The organism is Pseudogemmatithrix spongiicola, assembly GCF_030623445.1.
Lineage (GTDB): Bacteria > Gemmatimonadota > Gemmatimonadetes > Gemmatimonadales > Gemmatimonadaceae > Pseudogemmatithrix > Pseudogemmatithrix spongiicola.
Genome location: NZ_CP130613.1, coordinates 2745919 through 2759282, shown reverse-complemented (window position 1 = coordinate 2759282; position 13364 = coordinate 2745919). Strand labels below are relative to the sequence as shown.

Annotated in this window: 4 protein-coding genes; all 4 read right to left on the bottom strand. The window is 70.2% G+C overall.

What is annotated here, in order from left to right; translation table 11 throughout:
- Positions 1–101: 101 nt before the first annotated feature.
- The gene (locus tag Strain318_RS12690) at positions 102–623 is read right to left on the bottom strand and encodes a hypothetical protein (protein ID WP_367886065.1); all 522 of its coding nucleotides are present in this window, start codon (positions 621–623) and stop codon (positions 102–104) included.
- Between the two features lie 8 nt (positions 624–631).
- Positions 632–7192, bottom strand: a complete 6561-nt coding sequence (locus tag Strain318_RS12685) for an Ig-like domain-containing protein (RefSeq protein ID WP_367886064.1) — start codon at positions 7190–7192, stop codon at positions 632–634.
- Between the two features lie 158 nt (positions 7193–7350).
- Positions 7351–7890, bottom strand: coding sequence for a hypothetical protein (locus Strain318_RS12680; protein ID WP_367886063.1), 540 nt, complete (start codon positions 7888–7890; stop codon positions 7351–7353).
- An 11-nt stretch (positions 7891–7901) separates the two neighbouring features.
- Positions 7902–13247, bottom strand: coding sequence for an Ig-like domain-containing protein (locus Strain318_RS12675; RefSeq protein ID WP_367886062.1), 5346 nt, complete (start codon positions 13245–13247; stop codon positions 7902–7904).
- Between the last annotated feature and the right edge of the window lie 117 nt (positions 13248–13364).

Here is a 13364-nt window from a genome sequence, read left to right as displayed (position 1 = left end):
ACAAACGTACATGTGCGACACAACTCGCAACAGGACGCAACGCCACGGGGGTCCTGTGACCTAAGTCACAGGACCCCCGTGGCTACCATTGGGCTGGCCGCTTACGGTCGGCCGGCGAAGCGAAGTTGGACACCACCCCGTCCGGCGCAGCGGGCGGACGTCGTGTCGCGCACGATCCAGGTGCCGTCCCCGCAGCGCATCGTCGCCCCTTCGGGGAGCCGCAACTTCTCGTTCTCGGCTTCCACCCGCGCCGCGCGCTCGCGCCAAGGAACGAAGCTGTCGGGCGGTGCGGGTCGCGTCTCAGGCCTGCCCGCCGCACGCATGGCCGGCGGAGGCGCCGGCGGCGCGACCTGCTGTGGCGTCGCCTGCAGCGGGAAGCGGACGCCAACGCCACCCTTGCCCTCGCAGGCGGTGTCAGGCGCCATCGGCGCGGGATACGAACCGTCGCGGCAGCGAATCGTCGCGCCGTTCGGGCCTGACCCGCGCATGACGGGCGGCGGCGGCTGCCGTCGCGTCGGCGAACCGGCCACCGGCACCGCGGCCTCCTGCTGCTGCGCCTGCAGCACCGTCGGAGTGCCGAAGAGCACGGCGATGCACGCCACGCCGTACCGAAGCGTCCTCATCGAATCCCTCATGGCCGCACCACCGAGTTGAGCCGGACTTGATACGACCGGAAGTTGGGGTGACTGAGCGTCAAGATTGAGTTGCCGAGCGAGGTCGCCTGCACCCAGAACTGGAATGAACTCGCCCCGGCGGGAATCGTGACCTCGTAGACCTCCACGCCATCCTTGATCACGGCGAAACTCGTGTCGCTGACCGAGGCCGACAGCGTCATGTCGGACACGGCTTCGGCGACTTCGCCCATCGCGTCCAGCACGCTGACCTGCAGCAGGATGGAGTCGCCGACCGCAATCGACTGGCCATCCACGCCAGCCGAGCGCAGGATGCCGAGCCCGATGTCCACCACGATGGAGTCCGTCTCGCCGGCGAACGTGGTGACGAGGGTGTCGCGACCCTGCACCACACCGGCGAGCGCCGCGCCCACCGTGGACACGGAGTAGTAGAAGTCCCCGACCGCCATCGCGCTGTCCGGTGCAGTGAAGCGCCCGTTCAGCGAGGCGAGGTGCACGACGGCCGTGTCCTTGCCCGTGGCGACGGTGAACGACGCGCGTGAGGCGTCGCTGCGCAATCCGGCGCTGAGCCTGATGGGATCGGACTGCGGCGTCAGCCGTGCGCGGTAGACGTCGACTTGCTCCCAGCCCGTCGCGACGGAATCGAAGCGCGCCGTGCGGGCATCCATGACGCCCAGGCGCCCGCTGCCGGCCATCACGCCGCGCGGCCCGATCACCTCCGCATACGAGTCGCCGGCCGGCAAGATGAACGTCGGCTCACTCTGGGCGTCGATCAGCGCAGGCGTCGTCGTCGTGAAGCGTGCCTCGACATCCGACCTGAAGTCGTGCGAATACTGCTGCAAGGCGTCGACGGCATAGACCTCGACCCTCCGCCCGCGGTCCGTGAACGTCTCGTAGCCATACAGCTCGAAGACCGCCCGCGTCACGAGCACCTCGAAGCGCCACGGGTTGTAGCCGGGTGCCGACGCGGTGATGACCGCCGAGCCCGTGGTATCGCCGGATACCAGCGGGAAGTACGCGTAGTAGTTCTCCGCCTCGATGAGCACTGAGTCCGGCACGGAGACGAGTCCCGGGTTCGACGACTCGAGGTGGACCCACAGCGGCTCCGCGGAGATGATGCCGCGTTGGACGTAGAGCTCGTACGGATCCGACTCCTGATGCATGCCGATGGAGAAGCCCGAGCTGCCGTAGTAGCCCGACAGCGAACCGTAGAGATCCGCCGGCTCGATGTAGATCTCGACGCTGTCACCGTCGATGACCCCGTCGATGTCCACGATATCGATGATCGTGCTGCCCACGCGCTTGTAGCGCAGCGTGGCGAACCGCGCCGGGGTGTAGCTGCCGCCGATCGCCCACTCGATGGTGTCCTGCACGGCTTCGACCATGCTCGTGTCACGTGGGACGACGCGGAGCCGCAGCGGCTTGCCGATCACCGTGCCGCCCGGGACCCCGGTCACGCTGAAGGTGTTCCCGACGTACGGGTACACGGTGCCGACGGACGGCGAGGAATACTCCCCGATGTAGTACGCGGCGGACGTGTTCTCGACGTACACCACCTGCGTCATCGGTGCGTAGCCCTCAACGACGATGTCGAGCGTGTCGGTGCCGAACGACTCGCCGACGAAGCGGCCATTGATCGTGTATTCGCCGACGCCGAACGTCGCCGGCAGGTCGTGGATGCTGACGCGGCCTTGGCGCGACGTGACGGACACGGATTGCACGAGCGTGTCCGGACCCTGGCGGGAAAGCGAGAAATAGGCCTGGAGCTGTTCGCCCACCACCACCGAGGGGAAGTACGGGACGAGGGCGTACGTCGTCACGTTGAAGGGGAGGCTGACGCTGTCGACGCCGGGGCGGACGAGCCAGAGCGTCGCGGTGCCCGGCGCGAGGGGCCGCACGCGACCCTGGTAGTTGTACGCGGCGATGCGGGGCAGCCAGACGATCTGCGAGTCGGCGACGGCGAGCACTGTGGGGTTGCTCGAGCGCAGCACGGCTCGGGCCGTGTCGGCCAAGGCACGCACGCCGCCCGCCGAGGTGATGACCGAACTGACGCTTCGGGCGAGCCCGTCGGGCGGGAACGTCCCGCCGCTGAAGAGCTGCAACGAGGTCGGTCCGACGGTGAAGCCCAGGTTCGTCGAGTTGAGTTGCGGGCCGGAGAACGTCAGCGTCGAGCTGCCGGCGGCGACGCCGCGGACGCGCACGAGCGCACCGTTCGGTCCGAGCGCAACCGTGGGCGTCACGACTTCGACGATGCCCGGGTTCGACGACGTGACCGTCACCGTGCGTGCGCCGGCGCCGGACGCGCCCGTCGAATTCACATACACGGGATGATCGAGCAGTTGCCCCACGCCGAGCGACGGGTAGGAGTTGTCGAAGGAGAGTCCGGCCGTGAACGTCGTGAACGAGACGGTATCGGGTTCGTGCCCCGGTGCCGTGAACACCAGCGACGCGGACCCGCTGCCGACGAGCCGCACGCCCATCTCTGCCGTCAGGTCGTCGGGCGACAGCTCGACCGTGCTGCGCTCCGGCATGAGCACGCCCGGATCGGTCGACGTGACCGTCACGGTCAGCGGGGCCGCCCGGCGGAAGCGCTGGGTCGGCTGCTTCGCACTGCCGACGCCGATCTGCACGTAGGACGCGCCGCCCACTGCGTTGTACAGGTTGCCTTCGACGACGAGCTTGGGTGCCGTGCCGAACACCGGGAGGGAGTCGCGCGCGCCGCCATCGACCCAGAAGCGGAGCCACGCCGAGTCCGCCGCAGCGGCGATGACGCGCGGCTGCACCGAGAGGTACGTCGTCGAGCCACGCGGCACGAGGACCAAGCTGTCCACCTCGAGGACCGCCGGATTGCTGCTCTCGAAGTGCACGCGCGTGTCGCGCCGTGCCTCGACCCCGAGGTAGAACGTGAGCGACGCCACCTGCCCCTCGCCGACGCCGTTCGCCGGCGACGCGTACGGATAGTCGATGTAGTAGTAGAGATACTGCGACTGCACCACGAAGTTCGTGGACCCGCTCGCGAATCCGGCGGCCCCCGCCGTGATGTCCACGGTGGAGCAACCGCTCGTCGATGCGAGCAGCACGATGGCGAACTCCCCGACGATCCCTCCCTCGGGAATGAAGACCAGTGCCGAGTCGGCCGGCGGCGCGCTCAGCCGATCGATACCGCCGACGGTCGGCGCGGCGACTGCCGCCTGGATGTCGCCCCCATAGCAGTACTCGGCGAAGCAGCCTTCGGCCGGAACGCCGCTGCCAGAGCTCGGCGCGACCAACGCCACGGTCGTATCGGAGCTGCGCACGGTGATGAAGATCCCGCCGGCCGGCGCGGGGTCGCTGATGCGCACGAAGGTCCGGATCGTGTCGCCGGCGGCGCTCCAGTAGTCGTACAGCTGCGCAATCGAGACGTACGACGAGTCCACGGTCACGACGATCGAATCCTCGCCGACGCTCGAGCTCACGTAGGCGACGATCTCGCCGAGGGCCAAGCCGTTGAGCGTGGCATCCACCCGCGTCGCGCCGGGCGCGAACTGCACGGTGGACGTCGCCCAGCTCGCGGGTGGCTGGCCCTCGGTCGGCACGGTCAGGGTGACCTCAACCGGCGTGGCCGAGGGATTCGTGAGGTACAGCGGCACGCTGCGGCTGCCGCCGACGCGCACAATCGTGTAGTCCACGCCCGCAAACAGCGTCGTCGGCCCGCTCGCGATCGCCGTGGCGCTCACGAGCTGTTCCAGCGCGCCGACGTGCACGCGCAACTGCTGCGGCCCCACGCTGCCGGTCGTCCAGCGCACGCTGGCGCGGCCGTCGGCGTCACTCACCACGGAGGCCGCCGATGCGCTGCCGCCGCCGAGCGTCACGGTGAACTGCACCGCCTGCCCCGGCACGGGGAATCCAAACGCATCGGTCAGGCGCACACGGATGGAGTCGCCGAGGACCGTGGCGACCGGCGCCGATTGCCCGCCGCCGCCGAGTACGGTCAGCGTCGCGGCCGGAGCCGCCGCGACGTCGAACGCATCTGACTGCAGGGTGGGGAGCGGGGCGTGCGACGCGACCAGCCGGTACGCGGCACCACCCTTGTTCACCGTGAGGTTCGCGAAGGTCGCCACGCCCGCGACCGCTTCGGTGGTCGCAACGCCCACGAGAGCAGCACCCGCGGTGCCACCGGTAAGCGCAAGCGAGACCGAGCCGTTGAAGTCGGGAATCGTCTGGCCAGCGGCGTTGCGCACCGCGACCTTGATCGACGGCAGCGTGTCGCCCGCGACGATGTTCGCCGGTTGCGTGACGAACGCCATCGTCGCTGGCGTTGCCGCGGTTGCCGTCGCGCTGAAGTCCACGGGCGCGAGGCCGTCCGCTGTCGCGCGCACAGTCTGCGGTCCGGCGCCAAGTCCCAACGTCCAGACGGCGGCGCTCTGGCCCGGGCCCGGCGCGGGCACCGCCGTCAGGTCCAGCGATCCCCCGCCTGACGTCACGGCCCAGGTGATGGTCGCGCCGGCGATGGGGTTGCCCAAGGCATCGCTTACCTTCGCCACGAGTGGCTGCGCGAGCGTCGTGCCGCCCTCACCCGTCTGCGCGTTGCCGCTCACGATGCTCAGTGCATGCGCGACGCCCGCCGTGACCTGGATATCCGCCGACACCACGCCGAGCGCCTCGCTCGAGAAGCGCAGGCGATACACGCCGATCTTGTCGAACGCGATCGCGCTGAACTCGGCCGTGCCGTCCGTCGGGACGACGGGCGAGTTCCCCGAGAGGAAGCTGGCCCCGGTCGGCGCCGCATCGAAGGCCACCGCAATGGGCTGCGAGTAGCTCGGGACCGTGTTGCCCTGGGCGTCGCGCACGCGCAGCTGCACGTCGAACGCCGTACCGGCCACCACGGCCTCGGGCGGCGGCAGGATGAGCGCCAGCTGCGCCGGCGCGCCCGGCGCGATGTTGAACACCGCGCTGGTGTCAGGCGCGAGGCCGCCGCTCGTCGCGTGGAGGCGATACGCGCTGCCGCTCGTGGCGACGGACAGGTCGGCGAAGGCGGCCACCCCGTCAACGGCGTTGACCGCGGTCGTCCCGCCCAGCGTCGCGCCGGGCGCGGTGAGCAGTGCCAGCCCGATGCTGCCGGTGAATCCCTTCGCGACGTTGTTGAAGGCGTCGTAGGCGCGCACCGCCACCGGCGGCGCAATGGTCGCGCCGGCGACGGCGTTCGTGGGCTGCTGCACGAACTTGAGCTTGACGGCGGCGCCCGCGGCGACCTGCAGCACCGTCGTGGTGTCCGGCGTCAGGGGGCCGCTGCTCACGACGAGCTTGAACTCGCCCGCGCGCTGCAGCACGAGGTCATTGAAGGTCGCGGTGCCGCCGACAGCGGCCCGTGAAGTGGTACCGCCCAAGGTCGGCGGATTCGCGCCCGCCACCGCGACGCTCACGTTCTCCGTGAACGCCGGCACGGCGTTTCCGAACGCATCGCGCGCGATCACCAGGAGCGCCGGCGCCAGCGCCGTGCCCGCCACACCCGTAGCGGCCTGCTGGGTGATCTCGAGGCGCGCCGGTGCGCCGGCGACAGCCGTCGCCGCTATTGCCAACGGCGACCCGGTCAGTCCCGTCGCCGTCGCCGTGATGCCCTGGGCGCCGATCGCGCCACCCAAGGTCCACGCGGTCTGCACCTCGCCGTTGGCGTCAGAGGTATCGGTCGTCACGCTCAGCGCGCCGCCGCCCGCGGCGACGGCGAAGGTCACGACCACGCCCTCGACCGGGACGTCGTCGCTGGCCAGCGTGCGCAGCACGATGGGGTTCGCCAGCGCCGTGTTCACCGCGCCCGTCTGCGCGTTCCCGCTCGCGAGGACGAGCTTCGACGCCGGCAGCGCGACGGTCATCGTCGCCGTGTCGGCGCGGAGACCGTTGGGCAGCGACGCGACGATGCGCGCCGTGCCGCGTACGGGCAGCCAGGTCGCGACGCCGCTCACCGGATTCACCGTCGCGCGCGTCGGATCCAGCGACTCGAACACGAACGGCGTGCCGGCGATCGGCGCGCCTTGCCCGTCGAATGCCGTCGCCGAGAAGGCGCGCGTCGTGCCGCTCACGACCACGCCGGACCTTGGCGCAATCGTAACGGTCGCCGCGTCCTTGCCCGCGCCCTCGTACGTGACCGGCACCGTGACGGGGTTCGAAGCTCCGGGTGAGCCCACCGGCCGAGCGACGACGGGGTTCGGCCCACCGCGGAATACCGTATCACCCGCTGCGTTGACATAGGCCATCGCCACGGTCAGCGGCAGCCCGTCGCTCGGCGCATCCTGCGGGATCGGCACCAGCAGCGCCAACGACACCTCGTCGGCCGTCGATGGGAACGCCACCGTGGTGTCCTTCATGATGCTGCCGTCGCTGCGGCGGAGGACGACGCGCACCCGTTCGAACGGCACGGCATCGCCCGCGCCCTCGACGACCGCGACCGGGCCGGAGAACTCGGGGGCGAATGCGAGGAGGGCGAGGCGGCGGCCGTCGGGCCCCGTCACCTCGCGGCCGCAGGACAGCAGCGAGAGCGCGAAGAGCGCGATGCCGGCGGCGGCGCGGCGGCCGGTTGGCTTCATGGGATGCAGTCTCATCGGCGGGACGGCGGAAAACGCTCTCTAACGTACGCCCTACGCGAGTCATGCAACAGGACGCAACGCACAGCGGGCGGAGTGACCGAAGTCACCCCGCCCGCTGCGTGCGCGCCCTCCCCGCGCGACCGGCGCGCGGCGATGTCCTAGGGCGAGGTCGGGAGGACGAGCCGGAGCCCCCCGTGCGACGCGCAGCGCGCCCGCGTGGTATCCCGCACGATCCAGGTCCCATCCGTGCACAGGAGGGTCGCGCCGGCCGGCGGCGTCGCGGCGGCGCGGTTCAGCGAGTCGGCGCGCGCGCGGCGTACGGCAATCGGCTCGAAGCCCGCCGGCCGCGCACTATCGGCACGAGCGGCAGCCATGGCCGCGTTGGATCCCGACGCTGCACGCGCGTTGCGGCGCGCCTCCGCTTCAGCGCGTGCCGTCGCCTGCGCCTCGGTCGCGCGCGATGGCGTCCGTCGCAGCGGGAATCGCGCGAGCACGCCACCGCGCTCCCGGCAGGCGGCGTCCGGAGCACCGGCCGGCGGGAAGAATCCGTCGCGGCAGCGCAGGGTCGCGCCGTTCGGGCCCATCCCGACAGGCGCCGGGCCCACCGGCACGGCGGTCTCCGTGCCCTGCGCCGCGGCGTCGGGGGCGAGCAGCATCGCGGCCAACGCCGCGCAAAAAAGCAGTCTCAGGGTTCGCATGGTCACGGTTCTCAAGGTCTGGCGCGCGCTTCGACGGTGATGCGCAAGGTGCGGAAGCTCTCGCTGTTGATCTCGAACGTGCCGACGCCGGCGCTCGTGGCCTTGAGCCAGAAGCTCGCCGCTGTGGCACCGGGCGGTACCACCAGCGCGTTGTCGACGGCATGCACCACGCTCGGCGCGAGACGGAGCGTCGCATCGAGGAAGCCGAAGTTCAGCGTGACGTTCGACGAAGTCGTCGCCCCGATGACGCCGTCCGCCCCGGCGAAGTTTACCGTCACCAGCAATGAATCCCCGACGGTGATGACGCTCGGCGTGTTCGGCGCGAGGCGCAGCACGCCCGGCTGCACCGTCACCGGCACGCGCTGCGTGGGGAGGCCGGTGGCGTTGAGGATCAGCGTGTCCTCACCGGCACTCACGCCGCGGAGCTTGAACGGCGTGTCGCTGCTCTCGGTGTACGACATGATGCGGTTGTCGAGCACGAGGTCCGACGACGCCACCAGCACGCTGTCCATGGCGGGGAGCATGCGGCCGTTGGCGGAGGTCAGGCGCACCCAGATGCTGTCGCGGATGATCGAGGCATCCACGATGTGGTCGCTGCCCGTCGTCTCGAGGCCTGGCGTCGCGAAGTAGCGCGTATTGCGCGCCGCCAGGATCGGCTGCTGGATCTCGATCGTGGAATACGCGGGTTCGAGGCGGCTGAAGACGTCGCCACGTGCATCGGTGACGCTCACCGTCGTGCGCCCCGGCGCGACGCCGCGGAACACGCGTGCCGCGACGTAGTCGGAATCCGCCGGGAAGGTCCACTCGGCCTGCAGGACGTTGGCGATCGCCGAGTTCTCGCTGCGGAAGCGCAGCGGCGTGGCGACGGCGAGGGGGCGGCCGTATTGCTCCAGCGCGTCCACCACGTAGACCTCGCTGACGTTGTCGGCACCCACGTAGGCGGAACAGTTGCAGATCTGGAGGATCGATCGCGTGACCGCGACGTCGAACTCCCAGGGCGTGAAGCCCGGCAGGCTGGCGGTCACGCGCACGCCACCGACGGTGTCACCGGCCGCCAAGTTGAAATAGGCCCACGCCTCGCCCGCCGGGATCTTCACGGAGTCGGGTATCGAGATGAGGCCCGGGCGCGAGGTGGTGAAGCGCACCCACGTGTCCCGCTCGACGTAGTAGCCGAGCTCGACGTACATGTTGTCCTCGTACGACCGCTGCCGCACACCGATCGGCAGGTAGTTCTCGTCCCAGTCCGTCCAGCCGTAGATCCGGCGCGGCCCGACGGTCACCTCGAGCGTATCGGGGGCGTACACCCCGTCGAGGTCGGTCATGATGAGTTGCACCGCCCCCGGGTTTCCGTAGCGCACCTTGGCATCGCGGGAGGAGCCGCCAAGGCCCGCGACGATGATCGTGTCCTGGAGCACCTTCGCCCGCGTCGTGTCCGACGAGGTCACGCGGAAGCGCTTGGTGGCGGCAGGGTCGTAGCCCGCCGCCGATTCGAAGAACCGCAGGCTCGCGTACACGAACTCATCGGTGAATCCGCCCGCGACCGATGCGTCGGCCACGAGCTCGGCGCGGCTGGCATACACCGTGTAGATCGTCGTGTCGGGCACGTGGCCAGGGGCCGAGACGATCACCGTGTCCACGCCGACGGTCGTGCCCGTGATGTACTCGAACAGCAGGTCCTGCGACGCCGGGAACTCCGTCAGCGGCTCCACGAAGTCCACCCGGCCCGGCCCTTGGTGCGTGATCGTGAGGGGGAGGGCGAGGCTCGGCACCGAGTTGCGCACGAGCGTCATGTAGTTCAGGAGCCCCTGGCCCACGCCGCTCGGTCCACCGAGCGCGATCGCGCGCGGGCGGACGGTCACGGTGTCCACGAAGTTCGGGTAGCCCGGCGCGCTCAGCGTCAGGATGGCCGTGCCGGGGTTCACGCCGACGATCTCGAGGTCGTTCGTGGAGGTGGCGAGGTTCGGTCGGATCGTCAGCAGCGAGTCCGTGACGAGCACCACGCTGGGATCGCTCGAGCGCAACGTGCCGCGCACGGTGTCGGCCGCGAGCCGCGCGAAGTTCAACGAGTCGGCGAGATACGCCGGCAGCGTCCAGGTGAACAGGCTGTCCGGGTCGATGGTCTGCACACTGCCCGTGTTCAGCAGCAGCTTGGGCGTCGACACGACGAACGGCAGGCTCTGCACGTACACGTTGTCGAGGAAGAAGTCCGCCGTGTCGGCACCGGCGCTGAGGCCGGCGAGCTCGAACGTCGCGATGCCCGACGTGCTGCGCGTGATGTTGAACTCCCGGACGACGACGCGTGTGCGGGCGGGGTTCCGGGTCTGCATCTGGATGCGCCGCGGACTGCCGACGTCCCCGTTTCGCGAGAGGATGCTCACCGTCCACGGCAGCTGTGTGCCGACCGCGAGGGTGCCGCTCCCGGTGTTGACCGTGAAGCTCACGGCGGTGCTCGTCACGTCGAGCGTGTCCGGAATGAATCCCGGTGCCGACGCGACCACTTTGGTCGTGCCGACGCTCCCGTACCGCAACCGGAAAGTGGTTTCGAAGGTACCGCCCGGAATGGTCACGCTGCGCGTCTCGACTTTTGCTATCGCGGTGTCGAGACTCGTCACGGTGATGGGCACGTCGGCGAGCGGCGTGAGGTACGCCGTGTTGCCGGGCGCGTCGAGGTACACGTAGAGGTCGCGCGAGGCGGCGTCCGGCCCGGTCGTCGTCGCATTCAGGAGCGAGATCCGCGGCTGTACGACGCCCACGCTGATCGTGTCGTAGCCGATCTGGGCATTGCCCCACTCGAGCAGGCCCGCGCCGGCGGCAAGGCCGCGCACTTCAAAGATCGTCGAGTAGTACTCCAGACGCGGGATGGTCACGATCGAGTCGACCGTGAAGAGCGTTGGCGTCAGGCTGCGGAGACGGAACGTGCGGTCGCGCGCGCTGCTGATGTCGTTCCAGTAGAAGGAAGCCGCCGCGGCAAGACCGATGCCCACGGTGTCGATCTGGCCGCTGATGCTCGGCAGCGAACTCGTGGTATAGAACGCCGTGGCATCGCCGCGATGCTTGGCGGCCGACACGCTGAGCGGCACGGTCTGGCTGCCCGCGCCGGGTGGCGTCGTGATGATCACGGCGACGTGGGCGATGATCTCGCCCGTCGGGATGACGATGTCCACGGAGTCGTCCGGCGTGCCCTCGGCGACGATGACCGATGAGTAGTTGCAGTAGTCCGGGTTCAGGCAGCCCGCGGTCACCGGCCCGCCACCGGTGGCCTTGAGGACTTGCGCGGCGGTCGAGTCCAGCGCCTTCACGCGCACTGTGTAGCCGCCGGCCGGTGCAGGGTCGGAGAGGCGCAGGGCCAACGATACCGTGTCCCCACCGGTCACGCGGTCGTAGTAGAGGTCCGTGAACATCACGAACGCCGAGTCCACCGTGACCTCGATCGAATCGTTGCCGATCGCCGAGTTCACGTAGGCCCAGTAGGTGCCGGGCGCGAGCGCGTCGGCGGCGCTGAGCGTGACGTCGCTGCGCCGCGCCTGCGGCGCGAAGGTCGCCGTCGGCGCCGACCACGTCAGGCCCGCGTTGTTGGTGCTGAGGCTCGCCGTCACCGTCGTGTCGGCGCGGCTCGAGAGGTAGATCGGGACGCTGCGGCTGAAGCCGATGCGCACCAAGGTCGAGTCGTAGCCGGCGAACACCACCGGCGGCCCGTCGAGGTCATTGAGCTGCGCCGTGACGTCGAGCGCGGGGGCCGTGCCCGCCGTGATGCGGAGCAGCTGGCTGCCGGCGGCGCCGACCGTCCACTGCACGCTGGCCTGGCCGTTCGCATCGGTCGTCGCGCTGCTGGGCGTCACGCTGCCCTCGCCCGACTGTACCGCGAAGTTCACCGTGGCGCCGACCACCGGATACGAGAACACGTCGATCACGCGCACGACGATCGGCGCGGCCAACGCGGTCGACGGATCGGCGAACTGCCCGCCGCCACTGACGAGCTGGATCGCATGCGGCGGGGCCGGCGAGACTGGGAACGTCGAGGACAGCTGGTTCGGGACGCCCGCGAGGATGGCGACCAACCGATAGTCCGTGCCGGCCTTGGTCACCGTGAGGCCGCGGAAGGTCGCGACGCCAGCCACCGCGGCGACGGCGGTATCGCCGACGAGCAGGCCGGGCGCCGTGCCCACGCGGCTGATCGACACCACGCCCGTGAAGCTCGTGATCGTCTGCCCCAGCGCGTTGCGCACCGCAACGCGGATCGGCGGCAGCGTGTCACCGGCGAGGATCGCCGTCGGCTCCGTCTCGAACGCCAGCGACGTCGGGCCCGCGTTGACCTGCGTGCCCGTGAAGGTCGTCGTGATCGCCGGCGTCCCCACGCTCGCCGTGACGCTCGCGGCGCCAAGGGTGCTGCCGGCGGTCCAGATGACGCTGGCGTAGCCGTCAATGTCCGTCGTCGCCGTCGCCGCGGAGACGGCGCCGTCGCCGGACGCGACGGCGAAGCTCACCGTCGCACCGGCCACCGGCAGGTTGTCCGCTGCCAGTACGCGCACGCGCAACGGCTGGGCAAAGGCGACGTTCTGCAGCGCCGTCTGGGCGTCGCCGGAGATCTTGATCAGCTGGGTCGGCACGGGCAGCACGCGCACGTGCGCCGAGTCGCGCAGGCCGGTGAGCGACTGCGCGACGATCCACGTCTCGCCGCGCACCGCGACGAGGTTCACCGTGCCGGACCCGAGGTTCGGCACCGTCGCGATGGCCGGATTGCGCGAGACGAAGCCGATGATGGCGTTGCTCACGACGTTGTTCTGCGCGTCGTAGCCCGTCGCGGTGAAGCTCAGGCTCGTACCGGTGTTGCCGGCGGCGGAGTCCGGCGAGATGTCGATGCTCGCGAACACCGCGCCAGGGACCGTCGGCGCGATGGGGATCTGCACCGGCGGCGGAGGCTCCTCGTTGCGGCCTGCACGCGCGGTGACGGCCACCGGACCACCGGCAAAGACCGTGTCGCCTGCGGCATTGATGTAGCGCAGGAATGCCGTCAGCGGCTCCGCGCCGTCCCGGGCGGCGGCGCCCAGGCGCACGTCGATGCTGAGCGGCAGTTCCGTCGCGTCGGCAGGAAAGTCGATCACCGTCGATGCGGCGACCGAGTTGTCGACGCGCCGCAGTTCCACCCGCACCCGCGTGAACGGCACAAGCTCGGCGATGCTGTACGCGACGCCGTTCACGGTGTCGACCATCGAGGAGAAGTCCGGCGCGAGCTGCAGCGCCACCAACGACCCGCGGCCGCCGGGGCCGGTCAGGTCGCGACCGCAGCTCAGCAGGGACGCGAACAACGCGAGGGCGAGGACGGCCCCGCGGCGGATGGGATGAAGTCGGGTGGACATAGCCTGACGCAGGAGGGGCTTCGCTCTGGACAAGGATTAACTTACATAAGAAAACCGTCGCGTCGGGCCCGGCGCCGTGACCGACGACACAACCGCCGCGCTGGCGGCCCCCGCCGC